A 25615-nucleotide genomic window follows, 5' to 3' on the forward strand; every position below is an offset into this window, starting at 1 on the left:
CTCTGGACCGGGCGTCATGCCCGATCAGAACGGTTGCGGGTCGATGATCCGGGCGACCAGCCGCCCCTCCCGCAGCGCGCGCACGCTTGGATGATCGGCCGCGACCACCTCGCCCAGCTTGACGACCGGGTTGGTGATCGCCGCCGACGGCCGGTCGCCGTCGCTCTCCCGCAGGACGAGATCCAGGTTCGCCCGGCAACGCAGGGCGTCCGGATGGCTCACTCCGGACTTGCCATCCCAACGGTCCGCGGTCGCGCGGAGGCAATCGATCGCGGCATCCCGGCTGCCCTCCTCGGCGAGACAGATGCCGAAGTTCTCCTCCGCCGCGAGGGTGTGCGGGTGGTCCGGCCCGAGCACCTCGCGCAGCGCGCTGGCGGCCCGTTCGGCCGTGGCGCGGGCCTGGGTGGCCCGCCCCACGGCTCGCTGCGCGACGGCAAGGTTGCTGAGCGCACCGAGGGTGTGCGGGTGGCGGGCACCCAGCCGCCGCTCGTAGATCATCGCCACCTGCTCGGCCTCGGCCACGGCGCGGTCGTTCTTGCCGAGTGCCAGCAGATTGGCCACCAGAGCCGCCCGGCAGATCAGGGTTTCGGGATTGTCCCGCCCGAACTTTGCCTCGAGCACCGGGTACGCCGAGTCGAGCAGTCCGGCTGCTTGCGTCTCCTGACCCGCACAACGCTGCGACACCGCGAGGCTGACCTGGGCGTTCAAGGTGTCCCCCGCCTCGCTGCCCATCTCCTTCAGGCCGGTGAGTTGATCACGGAGGCCGACCAGCATCGCCGCCGATTTGCCGTATTCGCCGGCCTCTCGCAGGTCGCGTGCCAGTTGCGCGATCGAGTGCAGCGTGTACGGGTGTTCCGGGCCGTGCACGAGCCGGCGGTGATGGAGAACGGCATCGTCCCCGTTGCGCGCCGACTCGAAATCGCCGACGAGGCGATAGGAGTGCGCGAGGTTGTTGCCCGCGATGAGCGTCCGCGGATGCTGTTCGCCGAACTCCTCACTCCAGAGGTCGTAGGTCTTCTTGTCGTGCTCGAGCGCCTCGGCGTAGCGGCCGACCGCCCGCAGATCGGCGCCCAGGCTCCCGGCCGTCATCAGGGTGTGCGGATGCCGGTTGTCCAGGAGCTCCCGCTGCTCTCCAAGGACCTGCTCGTCGAGGGCGAGGGCCTCGTCGTAGCGGGCCAGTGCCCGCAGCACGTTCCCACGGTTGAAGCGCAGGTGCAGCAACTGCCGGAGCAGCGTGGCGACCTCGTGGGTGCCCTGGAGGCGGTCCAGCCCCGCCGACCAGACTTCGTCGGCCTCCGCGGCGAACGCGTTCGCCTGATCGAGGTCACCCCGACGCCACAGATACCGCACCCGGTCGATAATCAACTCGCGGGCCGACTCATCCTGGCTGCTGACCACGCCGGAGGGCTCGAAGTGCGGCCAGAGCATCCGGAACGTGTCCCAGGTCTGTGGATCGTCGGTGTCGCCCTTGGGGCGGGCTTCAGCCAGCACCTGGTGCACCTGGTGCCGGGCGTCGGCGAGTTCCTGCACGGTCATCGTTTCCCGGACCGCCGCCTGGAGCAGCCGGTGCACCAGCACCCGCTTCTCCGATGTGTGGATCGTGACCAGCGCCGACCGGTTCATCTGCTGGACCAACCGCCCCCGCACCTCGCGCTGGGAAACCTCGGGGTCGAACGGCTTCAGCGCCGCAGCCATCTCGTCGTTCTCCAGCAGCAGGTCCGTGTGGATCTCCGGGGCCAGCACCGAGCAGAGCTGCAACAAGCGGAACGCCGCCGGGAACTGCGTACGCAACCGTGCCAGCGACAGGTTCCAGGTGGCCTCCACGGAGAGGGCGGTGGGCCCGTGCCACTCGATCTGCTCCAGGTACGCGTCGACCGAGGTACCGGTGTCCGCCAGGTACGCGCCGGCGGCGGCCACCGCGACCGCCAGGTCCCCCAACGCGTCGGCGATCCGCCCGGCCTCCTCTTCGGTGAGGGAGGGCACCCGGCGTCGCAGGTGGGCGACGCTCTTCGCGCGGGCAAAGACGTCGACCTGGACCAGGGTGGCCAACTCCGCCCAGGTCGGGCTGCGGGAGGTGAGCAACACGTGGCCACCGCCGGTCGGCAGAAAGCCCTCGACCGGGTCGACCTCCTCGGCGTTGTCGATCACCAGCAGCCACCGCCAGCGCTCACCCCGCCCGAGCGCCTCCCGCACCGCCCGGACGTCGTCAGCCCGGTCCGGGTGGCCACCGACACCGAGCCGGGCGGCGAAGGCCGCCAGGGACTTCTCCACGTCGGCGCCGGCCGACTCTGTCGCGCCGATGGTGATCCACCAGACCACGTCGTAGGCCGACTTGAACCGGTGTACGTACTCCAGGGCGAGTTCGGTCTTGCCGACACCGTCCATCCCCTGAAGGGCGACCGGCTTGGCGGGGGTCAGGTGTCGACGCAGGTAGGCCAGCTCACCTTCGCGGCCGGTGAAGCGCGCGTTGCGGTCTGGGGCCTCGAAGACGGCAGGCTCGGCGGCCGGGAAGCGCAGGCCGGCGTCGGCCGGATCGTCGGCACGCAGCGGCGGCGGTCGGTCCACCAGCCGAAACAGCCGCTCCGCGGCCTCCTCGGCGCTGACGTTGAACAGACTGGTGGACGAGGCCACCGGGAACTCCGCGAGGGGCCGAAGATCACTCACGTAGACCGCGAGCGGAGTGGTGCCAGCGGCCGGGTCGCGCGGGGGCAGTGCCGCAGGGGGCAGCGCCACGTAGGCCGAGGAGAGAATGGTCAGCGTACGGGCCGGTGGCTTGGCGCGGGGCTCGGCCGGTCGGGTGCCGTCGACGACCTCGACACCGGTGGAGCTGAGCACTTTCTCGATCCATTCCGCCCAGACCGCGTCCTCCGGGGCGTAGCGGAGCAGGAGGTCGTCGGGGAGCGCGGAGCGGCGCCGGAAGCGGGCCTTCTGCCGCTCGCGCACCGACTCGTCCATCGGCGGCATCGCGCTCACCTCGCCGTCGGTCAGCTCCGCGGTGAGCCTCTCGAACGCGGCCAGCAGTGAGGTGGGCGAGCCGGGATCGTCGCCGAAGGTCGCCAGCGTCTCCTCGTACGCGTAGAAGGGTCGGTACGGCACCTCCACCGCCGCCCAGTAGCGCCGGCGCTCCTCCTCCGTCATACCGGTGGGGAGCCCGGTGAATCGGCGCATCGCGAGCGCCCGTCCGGCGTCGGCCTTCTCCTTCTCCGCCTGGTCGACCCGCATCGGCGCCGGCAGGATCCGGATGTCGCGCTCTCGGTGGTGCTCGGCGGTGCGGGCGACCCGAGCCCCGCCGTCGATGCCCTGGTCGCTGAGGGTGAAGCAGTCCACCAGGATGTCCGGCAGGTGCAGCGTGCAGATGTCGGCGACGTCGCTGAGCCCGGTCCTGCTGTCGATCAGGGTGTAGTCGTACTCGCGTTTCATGTCCGCGCGCAGCGCCTTGAAGAACCGGTCGCCATTCAGCCGGTTATAGAAGGTGTCCCAGTCCAGGCCGCTCAACGAGGTGGCGTAGTAGCTGTCCTGCCGGCCGGCGGAGAGGAAGTCCAACCCGCCACCGCCCGGGAACTCCCAGCGCAGCGAGAACGCGTGCAGGCTGACCCGGGCGCACCGCTCGACCCAGCCCTCCGGCCGTGCCGCCTCGAGGATGGTCTCCGACTCGTAGTTCCGGATCAGGTCGATGACCCCGCCGGTCCCGCCGATCGTCGCCTCCTCCAGGAAAGGGTGGAAGAAGCGGTGCAGGCCGGGCGATTCGAGATCCCAGTCGGTGACCAGCACCCGCTTGCCGTTGGCTGCCAGGATCCACGCGACGTTGGCCAGCGCCATCGTCCGGCCCGTTCCACCCTTGAACGAGTAGAAGGTGACTATCTTTCCGTCGCGCTCACTCCTCATCGGGCACCTCCGGGGCTTTGAACGATGACGGGACCGGGGTGCGCAGGCTGGGTGGCCGGGTGCCCGGCCCCGATGCCGGGAACACCGCGCCGTGCTTCAGGTAGAGCCGCCGGGCCTCGGTCACCAGGGTCGGCATCAATCCGGCGAACTCGTCCATGCGGCCGACCCACCGGGCTCGTGTCATTCCCGCGTCCTGGAGCACGCCGAGCGCAAGCCGGGCCAGATCGGCGCTGCGCTGCGCGTCGCGCGGGTCGTCGGCGTCGGTCACCACGAGCGGGACCGCCCACTGCGGAAGCGCCCGCGCGGCGGCCCGCAGGGTGGACACGCCGCCGGGCAGCTCGGTGATCCACGGGTCGATCAGGACGACACCCGGACGGATCTCGAGCAGGTCCTCGGCGTCGGCGAAGTCGGTGGTGCGCACCGGCAGACCGAGTCGCTCGGCGGTGCTCGCGGCGTACTCGGCCAACGGGAGTTCCTGTAATGCGCCGAACGGGCGCCAGAGCGAACTGCGCTCGGCGTACGAGGACGGCTCCCGTCCCTGCGGCGGCCGATCCCGGGTGGGCGCCAGCACCGCCACCACGAACGCCGGGTCTGCCGAGGTCTGCCGCGACACCTCATCCAGGGCCGGCGCTCGGGACGGGCGCAGCCAGAACCGCTGGGTGGGCTCCACGATCCGCCGGGCCAGCCGCCCGAGCAGGACCCGATACTGGTCCTGGTAGGCGTTGAGCATGCAGAGCGCTCGCATGCCGTTCTCGGCGTACTCGGGGACGTCCCGTCCCAGGGCCAGTGCCGCATCGAGCTCGGGATGGGCTTCCCAACTGGGGATCGGGATCCAGAGCACCGGTGCCACGTGTTCGGCCGCCACGACGGGAGGCACCGACCCCGCGCCCGCGGCCGTGAGCAGTCTGGCCAGGAAGGATTTCTGCTCGCCCAGCGCCCACGGCCTGTTGAAGTAGCCCGGCGAGTAGAGCGGCACGAACACCTGGGCCGCGCCGAGGGCACCCGCCAGGGCCGCCTTCACGTCGGCGCCCGGGGGGATGTGCTGGTCGATGAAGCCGATCTCCACGCCCGGCCGTGGGGACGCCAGCCGACCCACCTCGTTCGACAGGTCGGCGAAGAACCGGCGGACCCAGACGTCGGTTTCGGTGCGGGCGCTCCGCACGGGTGCGGAATGCGCATAGCTGAGGAAGAAGTACGTCTCTCGCGTCGGTGCCGCCCCCGCGGCGGTGAGCGGCGTCATACGGCTGCCTCCTCGGTGAAGACCGTGCGCAACTCGTCGACACCCTTCGGCACCAGCGGATGGACGCGGTAGGCCCGGTGGATCGCCACCACCCGCTGGGCCAGACGCCACACCACCGCGCGGTACGCCTGTTCCATCTGCATGGTCAGCAACCCGTAGACCCCCTCCTGCTCGTACTGGCGCGCGACGGAGTTGTCGTCCCGTATCGCGGTTGGCGAGAACCGTTGGATGGCACGGAGGCTCGGGGGCAGTGCCGCCTCGGCAGTGGGCGACCAGTTGACGGGCACGATCGCCGTCTCATGCGCGGAGGCACCTGGACTCAGCGGCTCGATACGGCGTCGCGCGAAGGCGTGCCACTCCATCGCACACCATGTGCTGGTGATGAAAGAGCTGGACACCAAGGGGATGAAAACCTGGCAGGTGCCGGCCGCGTTCAGCAGTTCGGGGGTCCACCGCTCACCGCCGGAGAGCGTGCTGTCCATGAACCCGGGATCCACCCCGGTCGGCAGCCCGACCAGCTCGCTGACGTGCGTGGAGAGGTCGTCGAAGAACCGGAAGACGTACTCCTGGGGGTTGTTTCCGGCCCGCCGGACCGTCGGACGGGAATAGCTCACGAAGAACAGCGGGGTTCGCGAATTGACGACCGCCACCGCTTCGCTCACCGTCGTTCCTCCGCCGGCCGGAAAGCGACCGGATTCTTAACGTAAGGCGTCCGTCAATGGTTCGGGCTGATCCGGTTGCTGACGAACCACTCTACGGCGAAGTCCACTGTGGCGGGTATCGGTAGCAGTCGGCTGATCGCCCGACCAACCGTGGCACGACGCACGAAGGGCTGATCGTCCAGGCACGAGCCGAGATCGTCGAAGTCGCTGTCGTCCAACTCCGGCGCGACGAAGTCGCAGCGCAGCCGCCCTCCGTCGACCTGACGGTAACAGCGATAGGCCTTTGTCGTCACGCTGGGCAGTCGGTACTCGGCCAGGTGCAGAGCGGTGCACGCCTCGTAGCCGACCCCGAGGAGCAGCACGTGGCCCCGGCTGTCGTACATCCGACCAATCGGCGACCGCTGCCCAAGGTGGCAGTCCAGGGCATGATCGGCCGTCAGCGACTCGGCCCGGCGTCCGACGGCGGCGAACGAGGTCTGCGGGTGGTCACTGCGCACGGCTCCCGGCAGAAGGCGTACGTACTCGGCCAATGCGCCGACACCCTGCGCGGGAGTGCGCCCGCGGTCCCAGCCCGGCAGGGTCGCCTCGTACCGGAGCCGCTCGTCGGCGCTCATCCCCCGGGTCGCCTCGTGCCAGGTACGTGAGGTCGTCGAGTTGCCCGCGTTGTGGGTCGGCACGACGAGCGTGCCCCGCGGACCGAGCACCGCGCTGAGCGCCTCGACCAGGGTCTCCGCCCCCTTGGCCAGCGGGCCCACCCGCCGCAGTGACGAGTGCACCAGGACGTCTTGCCCGGCGGCGAGACCTGCGGCGCGCAACTCGGCGGCGACGGTGCCGACGTCGAACGGGGGCGTTTGCGGGTCAGCCACGAACCAGCCCCGCCAGCGCACGTCCCAGCCCCGCGACGAAACGGTCCCCGGCTGCGGTCAACGAACGGCTCGCCGCCAACTCGTCGAGCGCCTCACCCGTCCAGCGGTGGAATCGGTCGGCGTGGGTCGCGGCCGTCCGATCAGCGGGTCGGTCGGCGACCGCGCGGGCATGCCATACCTCGGCAATCGCCAGGTGGGCGTACGCGCCCTGGAGCACCCCTTCGGCTGGCCGCGGATCGGGACGCCAGGGAACCGACAGCCGGACCGGCGATCCCGGTTCGACCAGGTCGTACAGGTCCAGCACCGCACCGAGTTTGGAGTGCTGCCACTCGTGCACGAGCAGCACGGCGAGGGTCTCCGGGTCGGCGACCGGCCCCACCGCCACGGCGCCGAAGGCGGCGCGCGCGGTGGCACTGCGCAGTGCGCCCGTAGGCGAGGTGTCCAGTGGAACGACAGCGCGCATTCCCACCCTCATCGCCGTCGCGTGGCGGGGGACATCCCGTTCGGCAAGCCGCCACGCCTCGGTGACCGTTTCCACCAGATCGGCGGCCGGCCGCTCCGCCAGGCGTTCCCGTACCGACTGCCCGTAGCAGTCCCGTGCCGGGTCCAGGTCCTCGATGATCACCTCGTGGCCGGGCAACCCGCTCCGTCGGGTCGGCCGCCATCCCGAGGGCCAGCCGGCCGGCTCGTCCAACCTGACGTCGTACGGTTCGGATCCGGCGAGTAACCGGAAGCCGCCAGGACGGACGGTGAGCACCACGGTGTCGATCCCCGTCGACGGCATCCGGAATGCGCCCAGCGTGGGCAGGAAGACCTCGCCACCAGCGACGGGGACCTGGACCTCGGCGGAAATTCCGGCGCGAACGGCGGCGGCCGCGGCGAGCGCGGCGACCGGGTCGGGTTCGGGGGATCGCGACCCGGGTTGCCGGGGACCCGACAGCAGACTGGTCAGGCGCGGGCGTAGAAATGGATGTCGGAGCACGGTACGGAGCGTTGCCGGCGCGGTCGTGTCCAGGTCGACGAGGAGGTCCCATCCGGGGCCGGGCGCCGTCGCATCCCGGCTGGCCGCCAGGAGCGCGCGGACGATGGCCAACTCGGCGTCGACCAGGAACGCGATCGATTCCGGGCCACCACCTCCGCCGGCGAGATCGTCCAGGATCCGCTCCACATCGAGCGGCACCGGTTCGGCGTCCGGCCGGTCCGGCGACCGCCGAGGAGGGGGAATCTCCCCGGGCGGTCGCGGCGCCGCCGCACGGTCGACTGTCGGGGCCGACCCGGGCGGGTGCCGGTCGATGATTGAGATCAACTTTCGGAGGTCGGCGCAGTAGACCGACGGGTTGTCGAACCCGGCGCCGGTCCGGTAGCGGTGCGCGTAGAGCCCGCCGCCGCAGCGCGCGACCACTGGGCAGGACTGGCAGATCGAGGAGAGCCCGGCCAGCCCGGTCTGCCGGGTGGCCACCCCGGGATGCCGCGCCGCCTCGTCCACCGTGTGGTCGAAGACCGTTCGGCCGGTTCCCGCGGCGCCGTCGTACGCCACCTTCAGCGAGTCCGTCTGCTCCCAGGTGCCGTCGGTCTCGACCACCAGCAGGTCGGCCGGCCCGAGGCCGACAGCCTCCGTGCCCGCGGGCGTCCCGCCGGGGCACAACGCGTCGAACAGGCGGATCGACACCGGCCGGCCGTCGTTCACCCACCGCCGGTAGATCCGGCCCAGCCAGTCGGCGTAGGGGGTCGGGGAGCCGCCCGGTCGAACCGGTGGATGATCCCAGGTGTGGTGGGGCAGCAGCAGGTCGATCCGGGGTGGCTCCTCGGCGAGCAGCGCCGCGTAGACCGCCTCCGGGTCGTTGGCCACGTCCACCGTGCAGAGGATCCCGGCGTAGCTGGCGCGGTACTCGGGGCGCCGGAGCAGGGCCAGGGCCTGTCGGACCGGATCGTGGCTGCTGGCGCCGTTGGCGAAGCGGCGGTGCCGGTCGTTGGCAACGCGGTCGCCGTCCAGGGAGACCCCCACCTTGACGTCGTACTCGACGAAGAGGTCGCAGAACGCGGGATCGAGCCGGACGCCGTTGGTCTGCAACCGCAGATCGAGCGGGGCGACCGGGTCGATCACCGTTCGCAGCCCGTTGAGGATCTGCCGCATCCGGGCCGGACCGAGCAGCAACGGTTCGCCGCCGTGCAACACGACGTGGACCACCGGCAGATCGCGTGCCGTGGCATGCTCGGCTATCCGGGCTGCGGCGGCGTCCAGCGTCGCCGCGGCCATCTCGCGCGGCCGGCCCCGCCAGGTCTGGTCGACGTGCTCGTAGACGTAGCAGTGATCGCAGCTGAGATCACAGCGGCTATGCACCTTCAGGACGTACTGGCTGATCGCAGCGCTGGGCGGAGCCGGCGCGGATCGCCCAGCCATCATGGGTCAGATGGCCGAGTTGAAGGCGGCGATGGGCACGACCGTCTCCGCCGGACCGGTCGCCGGAGGGAGGACGCGGCGCAGGAGCACGTCGACCGTCTCGGGGTGCTCGGCCGTAACCTGATCGAGCCGAGTCCTCAGGATCGACGCGATCGGGTCGAAACTGCGACCGGCGGGCGATGCGGGCTTCTGGTCCACAGTGAGTCTCCGGGTCCCGCGGACGCGCCACGGGAGGTGTGATGGACGGCCCGAGGGCCCTGACGCGCCACCAGAATAGGCAACAGCCCCAACGATGCCATCGTTGGTCAAGTAGCGCACCAACCGAGGAGGAAGTCACATGTGCCGGAGCATCAAGACGCTGCGTGAGCCGTTCACCCCGCAGGTGACCGACGCGGATGTCGAGGCGGCGGCGTTGCAGTACGTCCGGAAGATCTCTGGCTTCCGGGCGCCCGCCGCACACAACGCCGCCGCGTTCGACGCCGCGGTGGCCGCCGTGACCGCGGCGACGCGCGACCTGCTCGACCAACTGGTGGTGCGGGGCGCCGGATCGGGCACCCCGGACCGGCAGGCCACCGCCACCACCTGATCGCCGCACCACCTGACCCCGGGGGCGGACCGACCTGCTGTTGCGGCACCCGGGCCGCCCCTCTGGCGGGTCCGGCCGCGGCGATTCGCGCCCGAACCCTTGGCCGAAGGTCAGGCCGCGGCGAGCGCCGGGACGACCGTGTCCGGCGCCCAGCGTGAACGGTGGCACTGCGACCAGCCCCGACAGCCCGGGTCGCCCACCGTGCAGAGCCGGTGCCTGCTGAGCACCTCACCGTCCTCGGTGTCCCGTACGTCGAAGTGCACCGGACGGACCGTGCCGTCCGGGGCGACGAGCAGGTGCCGGCCCGCGTCGAGCGTGTCGTCGCGCAACAGGCAGTTGCGGCCCAACAGTCGAGCGAGCGCGGCGATGCTGGCGTGCTCGGAGAGCCGCTCGGGCACCCCGTAGCAATCCACCACCGTCGCGAACTCGCCCGGCGCCTCCCAGACGTCGCACACCACCGCGTACGCAGGCAGTCGGGCTGGGTCGGCCACCGCCAGCGGCATCACCACCCGACCAAGCGCCTCGGCCAGCGCCGGGTAGACCTCCACGGGTCGAGCCCCGTCGATTCTCCAGTTCCACAGCTCGGTCATTCCGCCTCCTCGCTGCGTTCGTCCCACCGGCCTCCGGATCGGGCCTTACTCACGATGGTGGGGGGCATTTGACCCCAGGCGGGGGCAAGTTACCGGTCTGTGACCATTCCGGGCCAAATTTCCCTGAGCCGCATTGCTCGGAGTAGCGGGAAGGTGACAGTTTATCGGCTATGGTGCACCGGCCGCACCACCGCGACCGCGTGTCCGGCGAACCGAACTCGCGTGTCCGGCGAGCGTGACCACCGCGCATCCGGCGTCGACCAGCGGAAACGGTCAGCGCAGGACGACGAGGTGCTCGCCGCGCGGCAGCAACTCACCCACCACGGGAGCACCCGGAACCTCACCGGCGACCAGCAGGCCGCCGGAGGTCTGCGCGTCGGCCAGCAGCAACCGCTCGTCCTCCCCCACGGTGCCGAAATCGGTCCACGGCGTGACCCACTCCAGGTTGCGCCGGCTGCCGCCGCTGACGTACCCGTCGCGCAGCGCCTCCCGGGCACCCGCCAGGTACGGCACGCTGGCCGCGTCGATGGCCACCGTGAGCTGGCTGGCCCGGGCCAGCTTCGAGGCGTGCCCGAGCAGCCCGAACCCGGTCACGTCGGTGCCACAGCGGATGCCGGCGGCGACCGCCGCACGGGCGGCGTCCCGGTTGAGCGCGCTCATCGAGGCCACCGCCTCCGGAAAGGTCTCACCGGTGGCCTTGTGTCGGGTGTTGAGCACACCCACCCCGAGCGGCTTCGTCAACGACAACGGGATTCCGGCCACTCCGGCGTCGAGAGTGATCAACTCCTCCGGACGGACCGTGCCGGTGACCGCGAGCCCGTACTTCGGGCCGTCGTCGTCCACGCTGTGGCCGCCGGCCAGGTGACAGCCGGCCTCCCGCGCCACGTCCTGGCCGCCGCGCAGGACCTCGCCGGCCAACTCCATCGGCAGCACGTCGCGGGGCCAGCAGAGCAGGTTGAGCGCGACCAACGGGGTGCCGCCCATCGCGTACACGTCGGAGAGCGCGTTGGCGGCGGCGATCCGACCCCAGTCGTACGCGTCGTCGACCACCGGGGTGAAGAAGTCGGCGGTGGTGACCAGCCCGGTCCGCTCGTCCAGGCGGACCACCGCCGCGTCGTCACCGTGGTCCAGCCCGACCAGCAGCTCCGCGGTTCCGGTGGCCGGCCCGAGACCGGACACCATGATCTCCAACTCACCCGGCGGGATCTTGCAGGCGCAGCCGCCACCACGGGCGTAACGGGTCAGGCGTACCGGTTCGGTCATCCCCCCATGATCTCGACAACGCGCCACGATCGCCACCGTTGTCACCCGCGCAGTGACCAGAATCGGACGCTCGCCGACGATCGTTACCGGTGTTATCGCTCCGTGACCCGCCGAGTTGCATACCGCCACATCAGGCCGCCTACAGTGGCCGCACCGGGGGTCAACCGACCCCGATCCGGGAGACGACAGGGGACGGTGGACGACGTGACGACGGGCGAACCGCTCATCGTGCTGGACGCGGTCAACAAGTGGTTCGGGCCGCTGCACGTGCTGGACGACGTCTCATTGTCGGTGGGTCGGGGTGAGGTGGTCGTGGTGATCGGCCCGTCCGGCTCCGGCAAGTCGACGCTGTGCCGCGCCATCAACCGACTGGAACCGATCAGCTCCGGCAGCATCACCTTCGACGGTCAGCCGCTGCCGGCGGAGGGCAAGCCCCTCGCCAAGCTGCGCAGCGAGGTGGGCATGGTCTTCCAGTCCTTCAACCTCTTCGCGCACAAGACCATCCTGGAGAACGTCACCCTCGGCCCGATCAAGGTCCGCAAGGAGAAGCCGGCCGCCGCCCGCGAGCGCGGCCTGGCCCTGCTCGACCGGGTCGGCATCGGCAACCAGGCGGACAAGTTCCCGGCTCAGCTCTCCGGCGGCCAGCAGCAGCGCGTGGCCATCGCCCGAGCGCTGGCCATGCAGCCGAAGGCGATGCTCTTCGACGAGCCGACGAGCGCCCTCGACCCGGAGATGGTCGGCGAGGTGCTCGACGTGATGACCTCGCTGGCCCGCGACGGCATGACGATGGTCGTGGTCACCCACGAGATGGGCTTCGCCCGGCACGCGGCCAACCGGGTCATCTTCATGGCCGACGGCAAGCTCGTCGAGGACGCCTCCCCGGCGGAGTTCTTCGAGAACCCGCGCAGCGAGCGGGCGAAGGACTTCCTCTCCAAGATCCTCACGCACTAGGCGTCCGTAGTGGAGCGCGCCGCACCTCGGTGGGCTCCGTCGAAGAAGGAGAAGAGTATGCGTATCAAGCGCATTGCGGCAGTCGCCGCGGTCGCGGCTCTGGCCGTCACCATGACCGCCTGTGGCGGGGACGAAGGCGGCAGCACCGGCAGCTCGGGCGCCAAGGGCATCGTCGGCAAGGCGGAGAAGCAGAAGAAGCTCGTCATCGGCGTCAAGGCCGACCAGCCCGGCCTGGGTCTGCAGACCGGCAGCCAGTACGAGGGCTTCGACATCGAAATTGGCAAGATCATTGCCAAGGGCCTCGGAGTCGAGGCGAACAACATCGAGTGGAAGACGACGGTCTCCAACAACCGGGAGCCCTTCATCCAGCAGGGCACCGTCGACCTGGTGGTGGCCACGTACACCATCAACGACGAGCGCAAGCAGAAGGTCAACTTCGCTGGCCCATACTTCATCGCCGGCCAGGACCTGCTCGTCAAGGCCGACTCGACGATCACCGGCCCCGAGGGCCTGGAGGGCAAGAAGGTCTGCTCGGCCTCGGGCTCCACGCCCGCCAAGCGGATCCAGTCGGACTACCCGAAGGCGAAGCTCCAGCAGTTCGACGCGTACTCCAAGTGCCTGCCGCTGCTGGAGAACGGCCAGGTCGACGCCGTCACCACGGATGACATCATCCTCGCCGGCTACGCCGCCCAGTCGCAGTACGCCGGCAAGTTCAAGGTGGTCGGCAAGACCTTCTCCAACGAGCCCTACGGCATCGGCCTGAAGAAGGACGACAAGGACGGCTGCGAGAAGGTCAACGAGATCCTCAAGACCGCCGCCTCGGACGGCACCTACAAGGCCGCCTGGGACTCCAGCCTGGGCAAGAGCGGCAAGGCCGCACCCGAGCTGGACACCACCAAGCTGACCAACTGCGGCAGCGTCTGACCGGTCCCGGGGGCCGGCACCCGATCACGGGTGTCGGCCCCCGGTCCGTGACGACGCCGACGACCTGCCCCCGGGAGCCGACGCATGCACGTATTCGCTGATCCGACGAACTTCGACGCGTACCTGTCGGGTTTTCTCTGGATCCTCAAGCTGACCGGCGCGTCGGCGTTGTTCGCGCTGGCGCTCGGCCTGGTGCTCGCCGCCATGCGGGTCTCGCCGGTCCCCGTGCTGCGCGGCTTCGGGGCGGCCTGGGTCAACATCTTCCGCAACACACCGCTGACCCTGGTGGTCTTCTTCTGCTACTTCGGGCTGTACTCCAACCTCGGCCTGAGCCTCTCCGACGACCTGGACCTGAACAACTTCTGGCTCGGGGTCGTCGGCCTGTCGGTCTACACGGCCTCCTTCGTCTGTGAGGCGCTGCGCTCCGGCGTCAACACGGTGCCCACCGGTCAGGCCGAGGCGGCCCGCGCGATCGGTCTCACCTTCATGCAGACCCTGCGGATCGTGGTGCTGCCCCAGGCCACGCGCTCCGTGATCGCGCCGCTGGGCAGCATCCTGATCGCGCTCTGCAAGAACGCCACGATCGTCGGCACGATCGGGTTGATGGAGTCCTCAAACGTGATGAAGCAGTTGATCAACGACAACGGCGACGCGGTCATCATGATCTTCCTGGTCTTCGCCGGCACCTTCGCCGCGTTCCTGATCCCCACCGGCTACGCCTTCGGCTGGCTGGCCAATCGACTGGCGGTGAAGCGCTGATGAGCACCGACTCCGTCCTCTACGACCACCCGGGGCCTCGGGCACGCATCCGCAACGCGGCACTGACCGTCGTCTTCGGGGTCGCCCTGGCCGGGCTGCTCTGGTGGATCTACGCCAAGTTCGACGAGGCGGGCCAGTGGGACGGGCAGCTCTGGAAGCCCTTCACCGAGGCCACGACGTGGACCCAGTTCATCGGGCCCGGCCTGCTCGCCACGCTCAAGGCGGCCGCGACCGGCATGGTGCTCTCGCTGGCGTTCGGCATCATCTTCGCGGTCGGCCGGCTCTCCGAGCGTCGCTGGATCAGCATTCCGTCCGGCGCGGTGGTCGAGTTCTTCCGCGCCGTACCGCTGCTCCTCATGATCTTCTTCATCTTCTACGGCGTGCCGTTCGTGATCGACGGGGCGGTGACCGCCTTCTGGGCCGTCGTGATCGGGCTGACGCTGTACAACGGTTCGGTCCTCGCGGAGGCGTTCCGGGCTGGGATCCGCTCGCTGCCCGGCGGGCAGTCCGAGGCCGCGTACGCGATCGGCATGCGCAAGAGCCAGGTCATGCAGCTGATCCTCGTGCCGCAGGCCGCCCGGGCGATGCTGCCGGTCATCGTCAGCCAACTCGTGGTGCTGCTCAAGGACACCGCGCTGGGCTACATCGTCTCCTACCCGGAGCTGCTCCAGCGCGGCGTCAACGACCTCGCCGCGAACAAGGGCAACATCGTCGCCGCGGCCATCGTGGTGGCCGCGATCTACATCGTGATCAACTCACTGCTCACCGCGCTCGCCAACTGGCTGGACCGGCGCAGCCGTCGGCGTGGCTTCCGCGCCCAGCGACGGACCGCCACCGACGCCACGCCGGTCGGCGTCCACACGGTCAGCGAACCGCAGGGCTGACCGGCGGCGTGCTTCCCGCCGGGCCGCCCGGCGCTTTTCTTGATATCGGGGTGTCCCCTCCTTGGGGACACCCCGATATTGCTGAACTCGTGGTGAGCGGGCCGGTCAGCGGGCGATCTCGGTGACCCGGGACTCGCGGACCACGGTGACCCGGATCTGACCCGGGTAGGTCAGCTCCTCCTCGATCTGCTTGGCCACGTCACGGGCCAGCACGGCCGCGCCGATGTCGTCCACGTCGTCCGGCTTGACCATCACCCGGATCTCCCGGCCGGCCTGCATGGCGAAGACCTTGTCCACGCCGAGCTTGCCGGCCGCGATCTCCTCGATCCGCTCCAGCCGCTTGACGTACGCCTCCAGGCTCTCCCGGCGCGCGCCCGGCCGACCACCGGAACAGGCGTCGGACGCCTGGGTCAGTACGGCCTCGATGGTCTGCGGCGGCACCTCGTTGTGGTGCGCCTCGATGGCGTGCACCACGTCCTCGTGCTCGCCGTACTTGCGGGCCAGGTCCGCGCCGATGATGGCGTGGCTGCCCTCCACCTCGTGGGTGAGCGCCTTGCCGATGTCGTGCAGGAATGCCGACCGCTTGATGATGGGCACGTCCAGCCGCAGCTCGGCGGCCATGATGCCGGCGATGTGCGCGGTCTCCACCAGGTGCTTGAGCACGTTCTGCCCGTACGAGGTGCGGTAGCGGAGGCGACCGAGCAGGGCCACCAGCTCCGGGTGGATCTCGGTGATGCCGACCTCGACCAGAGCGTCCTCGGCGGCGCGGAGGCAGAGCTGCTCCACCTCCTGCCGGGCCAGGTCGTAGACCTCCTCGATCCGGTGCGGGTGGATCCGCCCGTCCAGGACGAGCTTCTCCAGGGTCAACCGACCCACCTCGCGGCGGACCGGGTCGAAGCAGGAGAGCAGCACCGCCTCGGGGGTGTCGTCGATGATCAGGTTGACGCCGGTCACCGACTCGAAGGCGCGGATGTTGCGCCCCTCGCGGCCGATGATCCGCCCCTTCATCTCGTCACCGGGCAGGTGCAGGACGCTGACCACGCTCTCCGCGGTCTGCTCGCTGGCGACCCGCTGGATCGCGTCCACCACGATGTGGCGGGCCCGCTGGTCCGCGGTGTTGCGCGCATCGGACTCGATGTCGCGCACCAGCAGCGCCGCCTCCCGCTTGGCCTGGGTCTCGATCGCCTCGACCAGCTCCAGTCGTGCCGCGTCGGCGCTGAGCCCAGCGACCCGCTCCAACTCCCGGCGGCGCAGTTCCTCGGACTCGGCGAGCTCGGCCTCCCGTCGGGCCAACGCGGACTCCCGGGTCGCGAGGGCCGCGCGCGCCTCGGTGAGCTGCCGCTCCCGCTCGGCGAACCGCTCCACCTCCTCGGTGTGCATCCGCTCCCGCTCGTCCATCCGCGCCGCCCGACGCTCCACCTCCGCGGCCTGCTCGCGGGTGGTGGCGGCGAGCACCGCGACCTCCCGCTCACCGCTGCGCCGGGCCGTCGTCCGTAGCTGCTCGGCGTCCGCCTCGGCCTGCTTGTGGGCGCGCTCCAGGACGGTGTCCGCCTCGGCGCGGGCGTCGTCGAGCACCCGGCGCGCCTCGGCGCGAGCTGCCTTCGCCTCGGCCTTCGCCGCCGCCGCCTCGGCACGAGCCGCCGCGGCTGCGGACTTCGCCACGTCGATCGTGCTGTTCGCCTCGTCGGCTGCGGTCCGCAGGGCAGCGAGAGACTGCTCCTGACGGTCCTTCTCGGCGATGAAGGCGGGATCCTCCGGAGCCGGCGCGGCGCCCATCCGCCGCAGCGTCCGGATGCCGACGAGGACAGCCCCGATCACCACCACGGCGAGGACGAGGACGGCCGCGAGGAGCACGACGTCGAACGCGTTCATGCCGGGACCCCGTCGGGTCTACCGATGAACCTGTGCCGCCGCCCCGCCATGGCCGCCTCCCCTAAGGTCGAGACCGCAGCGACCGTGCCGGGGGCACACTCCTGCGGCTGTGGACGCCCGACCGGAGCGGCTGGCCGTGGGTAGCTCTCTCCGCCGGCGGTGCCCGCGGGCAACGTCGGCGACCGGGTGCAGTTGTCGCGGCGTTCCGGACCGGCCTGTCCGGAGTTGCCGCCAAAGGCCGCGGAGTCGGCCAAAGTGATGCTGTCTTGTTACGCGATCTATGTTGTGCGCTTAGCCTGCAATGGTCGGGCAATGTGAGCCTGTATGGCGAGGCTAGGTCGCCGGGGGTGCTCTGGTCAAGGACTCATGATCAAACCCCCCGAACGGAGAGAAGTTGCATCGTCACCCAAAGGTGATGCCGTGTCGGACACGACGGGACAAACACGGCGAGGCGTCCGCCCCGATCCGGATGTCGTGCCTGTTCAGCGACGGCAGCGCCCCTCGGGGAGCCGACTGTGTGACGCCAACGACCCCACGTCCGCGCCCGACCCGCCGCCGGGCTCGCCCCGACCAAGATCACACTTGCCGTCCCAAGATCGTGCCTCGCCGGCCAAGATCGTGCTAGATCGTGGAGGTAGTGGCCTCACCGCGCGAGGACCCCACTACATCCCGGATCGAGCACGATCTTGGCCGGCGGCCCGGCGGCACGGCGGACGCTGGCCGCCCAGCGCCTCGGCGCGACTCTCACCCGATCGAACGGTTGTCGCGGTCCAACTCGCCCTCGGCGTCGGCGAGCGCATCGGCGTCGATCTGCTCGGCGAACTCGGCCGCCTCGGCGCTCTGCGCGGCCAGCGCGTCCTTCACCGCCCGGATCGCCACGCCGGGCGGATAGCCCTTGCGGGCCAGCATGCCCACCAGCCGGCGGAAGACCACGTCGGGCTCACCTCGGGCCGTGCGTAGCTTGCGCTCCACCAGGCCACGGGCGGTGTCCGCCTCGGTCTCCTCGTCCAGCTCATCCAGCGCCTCGGTGGCCACCTCGCCGTCCACGCCCTTGCGGCGCAGCTCGTTGGCGAGCGCCCGGCGAGCGAGGCCGCGCCCGGAGTGCCGGCTGGACACCCAGGCGCGGGCGAACGCGGCGTCGTCGATGATGCCGACCTCGTCGTACCTGTCGAGCACCTCGGCCGAGACCTCCTCGGAGATGCCTCGCTTGGCCAGCGCACCGGCCAGCTCGGCCCGGGTGCGGGGCCGGACCGCGAGCTGCCGCAAGCAGATCTCGCGGGCCACCTCCGACTCGTCCCGAGGGGGAGACTCGACCGCGTCGGTCTCCGTGGAGCGCCCACGGCGGCCCTGGCGGGGGCGCGGTGGATCGGTGGCGTCGCCCGTACGGGGTGGGCTGGCATCCCAGCCCCGCCCCGTACGGGCGCGTCGTCCTGCCATGGGTCAGCGACCGTCAGAAGTCGACAGGCGGCAGCTCGGGGCCACCGGCGGCGTCACCCGCACCGACACCGACGCCGAGCTTCTCCAGGATCTTCTTCTCGATCTCGGCGGCCACGTCCGGGTTTTCCTTCAGGAACTCCCGGGCCTTCTCCTTGCCCTGGCCGAGCTGGTCACCGTCGTACGTGTACCACGCTCCGGACTTGCGGATGATCGCCTGCTCCACGCCGACGTCGATCAGCGAGCCCTCACGCGAGATGCCCTTGCCGTACATGATGTCGAACTCGGCCTGCTTGAACGGCGCGGCGACCTTGTTCTTCACGACCTTGACGCGGGTGCGGTTGCCGACCACGTCGGTGCCGTCCTTGAGGCTCTCGATGCGTCGCACGTCGAGCCGGACCGAGGCGTAGAACTTCAGCGCCCGACCACCGGTGGTGGTCTCCGGGCTGCCGAACATGACGCCGATCTTTTCCCGCAGCTGGTTGATGAAGATCGCCGTGGTGCCGGTGTTGCTGAGCACACCGGTGATCTTCCGTAGTGCCTGGCTCATCAGCCGGGCCTGGAGGCCCACGTGGCTGTCGCCCATCTCGCCCTCGATCTCGGCGCGCGGCACGAGGGCCGCCACCGAGTCGATCACGATGATGTCCAGGGCGCCGGAGCGGATCAGCATGTCCGCGATCTCCAACGCCTGCTCACCGGTGTCCGGCTGCGAGACCAGCATCGCGTCGGTGTCGACGCCGAGGGCCTTCGCGTACTCCGGGTCGAGCGCGTGCTCGGCGTCGATGAAGGCGGCGATGCCGCCGTTGCGCTGGGCGTTGGCCACCGCGTGCAGTGCCACCGTGGTCTTACCGCTGGACTCGGGACCGTAGATCTCGACCACCCGGCCGCGCGGCAGACCGCCGATGCCCAGCGCCACGTCGAGCGCGATGGAGCCGGTCGGGATGATCGCGGTCTGGACGACCGGCCGGTCACCCAGCCGCATCACCGAGCCCTTGCCGAATTGCTTGTCAATCTGAGCGAGAGCAAGGTCGAGTGCCTTCTCCCGGTCAGGCCCTGCTGCCATGGTTGCCACCCCTGCCTTCGCCGGCGTCTTTGCTGAGCTTCGCGTCACGCGGACACGCTAGGCGCTAGGTCCGACAGAAAACCAGCCGACGGGCCGCGAGCTGTGGACGAGCACCCCGCTGTGGACAATAGCCGAACAGGTGTACGACTGGACAAGCGACACGCGGAAGCGACGAAAAGGCTGCTCAGCGTAGTCGGGCGGGCACTCGGTCGGGGTACGCGGCGCACACCGCCCGCCACACCACGTGCGTCTGCTCCCCCGACGACAGAGCCTGCTCGATGGTCCGTCCGCCGAGCTGCGACAGCACCTGGTCGCGGGCGATGCTGGCCGCGTAGCCGGGCCCGAACGCCTCGTCAAGGCGCGTCCAGAAGTCGGTCAGCCGCACAGTGATCAGCCCTCCTCGTCCGGTGCCCCGGTCGGCACCGGGCGCAACGCTAGCGCCACCAGGGGCACCGCCGCGACCGCCGCGAGCAGGGTGAGCACCGGATAACCGGCGAGCTGCATGACAAACCCGCTCACCACGGCGGCCGCGGCCCCGGCCAACCCCATGATCAGGTCGCAGAACCCCTGGACGCTCGGCCGCACGTCGGCCGGCACCGACTCGGACAGCAGGGTCGAACCAGCCACCATCGTGCCCGACCAGCCCAGCCCGAGCAGGGCCAGACCCACCGACAGCCGGGGTGTGTGGTGCCCGGCGGTGCCGGCGACCGCGCAGGCGGCCAGCAACAACCCGACCCCACCCAGGATCACCGCCCGCCGACCGAGCCGGTCGGTGAGCCAGCCGACCACCGGGGAGAACGCGTACATGCCGGCGATGTGCAGGCTCAACACGATGCCGACCAGCCGCAGCACGTCGGCGTCGGCGTGCGACTCGCCGAGCCGGACCGGCGTCATCGCCATCACCGCCACCATCACCAGGTGACCGACCGCCACCGCGGCGATGCCGAGCCGGGCGGCCGGCCGCCCGCGTACCACCGACCAGGCCGTCCGCATCCCGGCGGTGCGCGGCGCGCGTACCTTGACCGGCGCGACGGCCGGCGGCGTCTCGGCCGCCGCGGTGGCCGCCGGCGCGTCGGTGGCCGGCGGCGGGCCGGCGAAGGGCGCGTCGGCCGCCGCGAGCCGCCGCGCGGTGAGCAGCGGGTCGGGCCGGAGCAACCCGAGGAGTACGACGGCGGCCAGCACGAACGCGGCCGCGCTGAACGCGAACGGGCCGGCCAGCGCGGGCAGCCCCCAACCGGAGGTGACCCGGTCGGCCAGCGCGGCGAAGTTCGGCGCGGCCACCGCGCCGATGGTGGTGGCCCAGACGATCAGGGAGAGCTGCCGCCCGCGGCGGGCCGGCTCGGCGAGATCCACCGCCGTGTAGCGGGCCTGGAGGTTCGCGGCGGTTCCCCCGCCGAAGAGCAGCATGCCGAGGAAGAGCAGCGGCACCCAGCGGGTGGCCGCGGCCAGCACCACCAGTACGCCACCGACGGCGCCGATCGCGTACGCCAGCACCAGGCCGGGCCGGCGACCGTGCCGCGCCATGATCCGGGTGACCGGGACGGCGAGCAGCGCCGCGCCCACCACCCCGGCGCTCTGCGCCACACCGGCCATCGCGGTGCCGGCGATCCGCGCGGCGAGCAGCGCGCCCACGGCGATGCCGATGGTCACGCCGATCCCACCGATGATCTGGGTGGTGAAGAGCAGCCGCAGGGTACGCCGCTGGATCGACGCGACGTCGGGTCGGGCGGCGGTACGCGGCGCGGTCAGGTCGGTCGCCATCGGCGCTCCTCGGGACGGGTGACCCATCCTCGCGCACCCACCCCGACCAGCGGCAGTGGGTTTCGCCCACAGCCGACAGCCGCCCGCCGCCCGCCGCCCGCCGCCCGCCGCAAGATCCTCGCCACTTCGGGGAAACTGCTGTCTCAGCGCGCCGGGACGCAGCACCTTCCCCGAAGTTACGCGGGCCGGGGTTTGGTCAGCCTGCCATCACCCGCTGGTGCAGCGCGGAGACCGCCGAGCGGGCCGCCACGAACGCCCCGTGCTGCCAGGCCACCTCGTGGCTCAGCCAGTCCCCGGCGAAGTAGACCCGCCCGGCCGGCTGAAGCAGCAGGTTGTATCCGGGTGTGCCGTACCGGGGCGAGGTCCACGCGCCCTCGATGTAGGGGGTCCGGTCCCAGGCGTGCGAGTACGAGGTGACCAACTCACTGCGGTACTTCTCGCCGTGGATCTTCACACCCTGGCTGACGGCACGCTCTCTGCGCTGCTCCGGCGCGAGTGCGCTGTACGCCCTGGCGTTCGCCCCGGTGTTGTAGTAGCCGACGACCAGGCCGCGCCTGCCGTGGAAGCCGTACGACGGGTACCAGATGTGCGACAGGTCCAGGTCGGTCTCGGTGATGCCGCCGTAGATCCGCTGGTCGGTCTCCCACCAGCGGCTGCGGTACTCCAGGCCGATCTTGCCGGAGGCGGTGACCGGGAAGTCGGCCAGCGCCGCGGTCACCGCCGTGCCGAGATTGTTCGGTACCCGGGCCATCAGGTGCGGCGGCAGCGCCGCCACGCAGTAGTCGGCGGTGATCTGCGACTGCCGGCCACCCTGCCGGTAGGTCACCTCCACCCGGCTGCCCCGGTCGGTCACCCCGGTCACCTCGGCGTTGAGCCGTACCCGCTTCGGCCCCACGGCCCTGGCCAGGGCGCGCGGGATCTGGTCCATCCCGCCGACCGGCTGGAACATCAGCATGGCCTGGTCGTAGCCGAGTTCGAACGAGAAGTACCGGCCCACGTTGCTGGCGAAGACGTCGGAGAGCGGCGGCGGCGTGCCGAGCGAGGTGCCCACGTCGTTGCCCGCGCCCGGATACCCGGAGAAGCCGCGCCGGCTGGTCCCGGTGTACGCCCAGTCGCTGGCCCGCCCGCCGATCGCGCCGAAGCTCTGCAGGAACGACAGCAGCCGGTCGCGATCGTCGGTGGTCAGCCGGCCGTCCAGCGCACCCTGGTCGGTGGCCTTCGCGAGCAGTTCCGAGACGTAGCCGTACACGTCCGCCTTGGCGGTGCGGTACCGGACCGGCTCGGTCATCCCGGCGGACTCGTTGTAGATCCAGGCGTCGGCGTTCTGGTTGGTGAAGACCTCGATGGGTACGCCGAGTTCCCGGCAGTAGTCCATGGTGAGCATCCACTGCGCGATCCGACCCGGCCCGGCGTTGAAGTAGACCCCGTCGGAGAAACCGGCCCGCTGGGTGCGTCCGTCGAGGTCGGTCTCGACGTCGCCACCCCGGATGGTCAGGTTCCGCCCACCGACGCGGTGTCGTGCCTCCAGGATCGTGCAGTCGTAGCCGGCCTTGCCCAACTCGTACGCGGTGGTGAGCCCCGCGACGCCGCCGCCGAGAACGACCACGCTGGCGCCCGACCGCCCGGTCAGGGTGAAGTCGGATCGCTCCGGCGCTCGGAACGCGGGGACCTGGACTCCGGCCGCGCTGGGAGCGAGGCCCATGGCACCCATCGTGGCGAGCATCGCACCGGCACCGCCGCTGACTCCGACCGCCCGCAGGAACCCACGCCGGCTGACCATCGACTGTGTCTGATCGCTCATAACGGCCTCCCCTACAAGATCGACTCCCGTGAGTCTGTAGAGGACCTGTTACGCGGATCGCGCATTGTCGTTTCTGGCGGGTATCGCCTCCGCGTTTAGCCGCAGTGGCATTTTCCGACGGAGATTCCCCACCCGGCAGGGCGTCGCCGACCTCCCGGGTGCGGCGGGTGAGACCACTGACGGGCGGACGAGCCTGCCGGTCCCTACCCGGCGAGGGCACGGGTGACGACGGCAAGGTCGGTGACCAGCCCTTCGTACGCCTTGTCCTGATCGTCGGCGCGCAGCACCGCGGACGGGTGGATGGTGGCCAGCAGCCGTGCCGTGGGCGCGTCGGCCCGCTTCCCGGAGTTGTCCACCGGCACCCGCCGGAAGTCCTCCGGGTGCTGTGCCGACTCGGGCCAGGGCAGCAACTCGCCGCGCTGCCGGGTGACCCGGAAGGACGGGCCGAGCAGCGCCTTGGCGGCGGTGGCGCCGAGCACCACCACGATCTCCGGACGCAGCCGGGCGAACTCGGCGACCAGCCAGGGCCGGCAGGCGGTGACGTGCACCTGGTCCGGCGTCTGGTGGATCCGCCGCCTGCCGCGCAACTCGAACCGGAAGTGCTTCACGGAGTTGGTGAGATAGAGCTGACCCGGCTCCAGCCCGGCGTCGTCGACGGCACGTCGCAGAAGCCGTCCGGCGGGGCCGACGAACGGCAGCCCCTTCTGGTCCTCCAGATCACCGGGCTGTTCCCCGACGAGCACCACCCGGGCGCTCTCGTCGCCCCGGCCGAACACCGTCTGCGAGGCGTCGCGGTACAACTCGCAACCCCGGCAACCACCGGCCGCGGTGCGCAGGTCATCGATGGTGTCAGCGTCGGGCGGGATGAACCGCTGGGCGCCCGGAGCGCTCCCGGTCTGCTCGGCCATGCCGACTGTTATATACCCGTCAGGTGCCCCGCGCCCGGTACGTCCACGGCGCGGTGCCGCGACGCGACGCGGTGCCGCACGCTCCCGGCGGCGACGCGACGCTCCCGGCCACGCCAGGTCGTCGGCGACGCGACGCCGGCCCGCGTCAGTACCCGTTGCCGCCGCCATCCCCACCGGAAGCGATCGCGATCAGCACGATGATGATAATGATGATCGCCACTGCGACAGCGATCCAGACTCCCTTACGCGCCCCACCTGAAGCCATGACCCCACCTCCGGCGCCCGCATACCCGCCTCGTCCGCCCCGAATCCCCGCGATCTTGCACTTTCTGCCCGGACTAATGCCGCATCGATCGACATATCGGCGACAGAAAGTGCAAGATCGCGGGGGTGGGAGGGGCGCGCGGGGCGGGCTAGGTTTGGAAGCCTCGGGGTGGGGTGGGATTCTGGGCTTGCGCCAGGGCGGCCGCCAGTGGAGCCAGATCCTCGGTGGTCAGAGGGCTGACGCAGATGCGGACAGCGGGTGGCGCGGCGATCCGGTAGAGGGCGCCGGGGGCCACCGCCCAGCCGACGTCGCGCAGGGCGGTGACCACGCTTGTCTCGTCCGCCACGGGGAGCCAGACGTTGATGCCGCTGCGACCGTGCGCGGTCAGGCCGTGCGCGGCCAGTGCGGCCAGCAGCCCCGTACGCCGCTGCTCGTAGCTCCGCGCCGCCCGCCGCACCTGCTCGGTGACCGCCGGGTCCTGCCAGAGGGCGAGGACCAGCCGCTGCAACACCGTGGAGACCCAGCCGGCGCCGACCCGGGTGCGGCCGGTCACCCGGGCCACCGTGGTCTCGTCGCCGACCAGCACCGCGAGCCGCAGGTCCGGGCCGAAGGGCTTGCTCACCGAGCGCACGAAGGCCCAGCTCGACGTCGCCCCAGCCAGCGGGTGCAGGGGTACGCGGGCCAGCTCCGCGGCGTGGTCGTCCTCGATCAACAGTAGGTCCCGCCGACCGGCGAGCAGCGCTCGCAGGGCCTCGGCGCGGGCGGCGGAGACGGCCGCGCCGGTCGGGTTCTGCGCCCGGCTGGTGACCACCAGCGCCCGCGCTCCGGCGGCCAGCGCGGAGGCCACCCCGGCCACCAGGGGTCCCTCGTCGTCAAGCGGTACGCCGATCGGGCGCAGGCCCAACGCGGCGACCAGGTCGAGCAGGTTGGCCCAGCCCGGATCCTCCACCGCCACCGCGTCACCGGGGCGCAGGTGTGCGCCGAGCAGCCGTTCGATGCCGTCCAGCGCGCCGCCGGTGAGGGTGAGCTCCCCGGCCGGTACGCCGTCGGCGCTCAGCCGGGCGCGGGCCGCCTCGGCAAGCTCCGGCAACACCCCGGCGTCTGAGTAGCCGACCGACGGGCCGTTGTCGGCGGCGAGGGCCGCCAGGTGCGGGCCGAGTGGCGGGAGCAGTCGAGGGTCGGGCTCGCCCCGGGACAGGTCGCGGGCGCCGGGCAACGGCGGGGGGCGCAGCGCGGAGCGGCGGGCGGCCACCGGCGGGCGCGGACGTACCCGGGTGCCGTGCCGTCCGGCGGTGGCGAGCAGGCCGCGCTGGCGCAGGTCCTGGTAGGCGCGGGCCACGGTGGCGGGGCTGACCCCCAACTCGGCGGCGAGAGCCCGTACGGGCGGCAGCGCGGCCCCCGGCGGCAGGGCACCCGTACGGATGCCCGACTCGATGCTGGCCGAAATCTCGGCGGCCGTCGTTCCACTGAGCTGATAGCGTGCTGACACAAACAAGAGAT

At 71.0% G+C, this 25615-nt stretch carries 21 protein-coding genes; 5 read left to right on the forward strand and 16 right to left on the reverse strand.

The window, feature by feature from the left end:
• Positions 1-24: 24 nt before the first annotated feature.
• Genes fxsT through AB0C01_RS04410 form a run of 6 tightly spaced genes read right to left on the reverse strand, consistent with a single transcriptional unit; the run spans position 25 to position 9252 of the window.
• Positions 25-3885, reverse strand: coding sequence for an FxSxx-COOH system tetratricopeptide repeat protein (gene fxsT, locus AB0C01_RS04385; protein WP_357570200.1), 3861 nt, complete (start codon positions 3883-3885; stop codon positions 25-27).
• Positions 3875-5125, reverse strand: coding sequence for a TIR-like protein FxsC (locus AB0C01_RS04390; RefSeq protein ID WP_357570201.1), 1251 nt, complete (start codon positions 5123-5125; stop codon positions 3875-3877). The genes fxsT and AB0C01_RS04390 overlap by 11 nt, the downstream gene beginning before the upstream one ends.
• Positions 5122-5787, reverse strand: a complete 666-nt coding sequence (locus AB0C01_RS04395) for a TIR-like protein FxsC (RefSeq protein ID WP_357247482.1) — start codon at positions 5785-5787, stop codon at positions 5122-5124. Before AB0C01_RS04395 ends, AB0C01_RS04390 begins: the two co-directional genes overlap by 4 nt.
• 53 nt (positions 5788-5840) lie before the next feature.
• Entirely contained in the window at positions 5841-6653 is an 813-nt protein-coding gene (locus tag AB0C01_RS04400) for an AAC(3) family N-acetyltransferase (RefSeq protein WP_357247479.1), read from the reverse strand.
• The gene (locus AB0C01_RS04405; RefSeq protein WP_357570202.1) at positions 6646-9057 is read right to left on the reverse strand and encodes an FxsB family cyclophane-forming radical SAM/SPASM peptide maturase; all 2412 of its coding nucleotides are present in this window, start codon (positions 9055-9057) and stop codon (positions 6646-6648) included. The genes AB0C01_RS04400 and AB0C01_RS04405 overlap by 8 nt, the downstream gene beginning before the upstream one ends.
• Before the next feature lie 3 nt (positions 9058-9060).
• Positions 9061-9252, reverse strand: coding sequence for a hypothetical protein (locus tag AB0C01_RS04410; RefSeq protein WP_357247473.1), 192 nt, complete (start codon positions 9250-9252; stop codon positions 9061-9063).
• A gap of 139 nt (positions 9253-9391) precedes the next feature.
• Here AB0C01_RS04410 and AB0C01_RS04415 point away from each other — a divergent pair, with 139 nt between their 5' ends.
• Positions 9392-9640, forward strand: a complete 249-nt coding sequence (locus tag AB0C01_RS04415; protein ID WP_357570203.1) for a DUF2277 family protein — start codon at positions 9392-9394, stop codon at positions 9638-9640.
• 110 nt (positions 9641-9750) lie between these two features.
• Here AB0C01_RS04415 and AB0C01_RS04420 read toward each other — a convergent pair whose 3' ends face one another.
• Entirely contained in the window at positions 9751-10230 is a 480-nt protein-coding gene (locus AB0C01_RS04420) for a hypothetical protein (RefSeq protein ID WP_357247467.1), read from the reverse strand.
• 273 nt (positions 10231-10503) lie between these two features.
• On the reverse strand, positions 10504-11493 hold the full coding sequence (selD, locus tag AB0C01_RS04425; RefSeq protein ID WP_357570204.1) for a selenide, water dikinase SelD: 990 nt from the start codon (positions 11491-11493) through the stop codon (positions 10504-10506).
• A 195-nt stretch (positions 11494-11688) separates the two neighbouring features.
• Between selD and AB0C01_RS04430 the strand changes: the two genes are divergently transcribed.
• The 4 genes from AB0C01_RS04430 (at position 11689) to AB0C01_RS04445 (ending at position 15011) form a co-directional block, all read left to right on the forward strand.
• Positions 11689-12444: an amino acid ABC transporter ATP-binding protein gene (locus AB0C01_RS04430; protein WP_357247462.1), complete on the forward strand. Its 756-nt coding sequence runs from the start codon at positions 11689-11691 to the stop codon at positions 12442-12444.
• 57 nt (positions 12445-12501) lie between these two features.
• A complete protein-coding gene (locus AB0C01_RS04435) occupies positions 12502-13368 on the forward strand; it encodes a glutamate ABC transporter substrate-binding protein (RefSeq protein WP_357247459.1) in 867 nt (288 codons plus the stop codon).
• A gap of 84 nt (positions 13369-13452) precedes the next feature.
• Positions 13453-14127: an amino acid ABC transporter permease gene (locus tag AB0C01_RS04440; RefSeq protein WP_357247456.1), complete on the forward strand. Its 675-nt coding sequence runs from the start codon at positions 13453-13455 to the stop codon at positions 14125-14127.
• Positions 14127-15011 (forward strand): amino acid ABC transporter permease, encoded by an 885-nt coding sequence (locus AB0C01_RS04445; RefSeq protein WP_357570205.1) that lies wholly within the window; start codon positions 14127-14129, stop codon positions 15009-15011. The genes AB0C01_RS04440 and AB0C01_RS04445 overlap by 1 nt, the downstream gene beginning before the upstream one ends.
• 105 nt (positions 15012-15116) lie before the next feature.
• Here the strand turns inward: AB0C01_RS04445 and rny are convergent, their stop codons facing one another.
• The 8 genes from rny to AB0C01_RS04485 form a co-directional block, all read right to left on the reverse strand.
• The gene (gene rny / locus AB0C01_RS04450) at positions 15117-16883 is read right to left on the reverse strand and encodes a ribonuclease Y (protein WP_357570206.1); all 1767 of its coding nucleotides are present in this window, start codon (positions 16881-16883) and stop codon (positions 15117-15119) included.
• A gap of 744 nt (positions 16884-17627) precedes the next feature.
• Positions 17628-18320, reverse strand: coding sequence for a regulatory protein RecX (locus tag AB0C01_RS04455; RefSeq protein ID WP_357570207.1), 693 nt, complete (start codon positions 18318-18320; stop codon positions 17628-17630).
• A gap of 13 nt (positions 18321-18333) precedes the next feature.
• A complete protein-coding gene (gene recA / locus AB0C01_RS04460) occupies positions 18334-19380 on the reverse strand; it encodes a recombinase RecA (RefSeq protein ID WP_007456801.1) in 1047 nt (348 codons plus the stop codon).
• A 184-nt stretch (positions 19381-19564) separates the two neighbouring features.
• A complete protein-coding gene (locus AB0C01_RS04465) occupies positions 19565-19765 on the reverse strand; it encodes a DUF3046 domain-containing protein (protein WP_357247444.1) in 201 nt (66 codons plus the stop codon).
• A 5-nt stretch (positions 19766-19770) separates the two neighbouring features.
• A complete protein-coding gene (locus tag AB0C01_RS04470) occupies positions 19771-21141 on the reverse strand; it encodes an MFS transporter (RefSeq protein ID WP_357570208.1) in 1371 nt (456 codons plus the stop codon).
• A 196-nt stretch (positions 21142-21337) separates the two neighbouring features.
• Entirely contained in the window at positions 21338-22942 is a 1605-nt protein-coding gene (locus tag AB0C01_RS04475; RefSeq protein WP_357570209.1) for an FAD-dependent oxidoreductase, read from the reverse strand.
• Between the two features lie 203 nt (positions 22943-23145).
• Entirely contained in the window at positions 23146-23850 is a 705-nt protein-coding gene (locus AB0C01_RS04480) for a UdgX family uracil-DNA binding protein (RefSeq protein WP_357247434.1), read from the reverse strand.
• 413 nt (positions 23851-24263) lie between these two features.
• The gene (locus AB0C01_RS04485) at positions 24264-25604 is read right to left on the reverse strand and encodes an aminotransferase class I/II-fold pyridoxal phosphate-dependent enzyme (RefSeq protein ID WP_357570210.1); all 1341 of its coding nucleotides are present in this window, start codon (positions 25602-25604) and stop codon (positions 24264-24266) included.
• Positions 25605-25615 lie beyond the last annotated feature (11 nt).

This window comes from Micromonospora sp. NPDC048905 (assembly GCF_040649655.1).
Taxonomy (GTDB): Bacteria; Actinomycetota; Actinomycetes; order Mycobacteriales; family Micromonosporaceae; genus Micromonospora.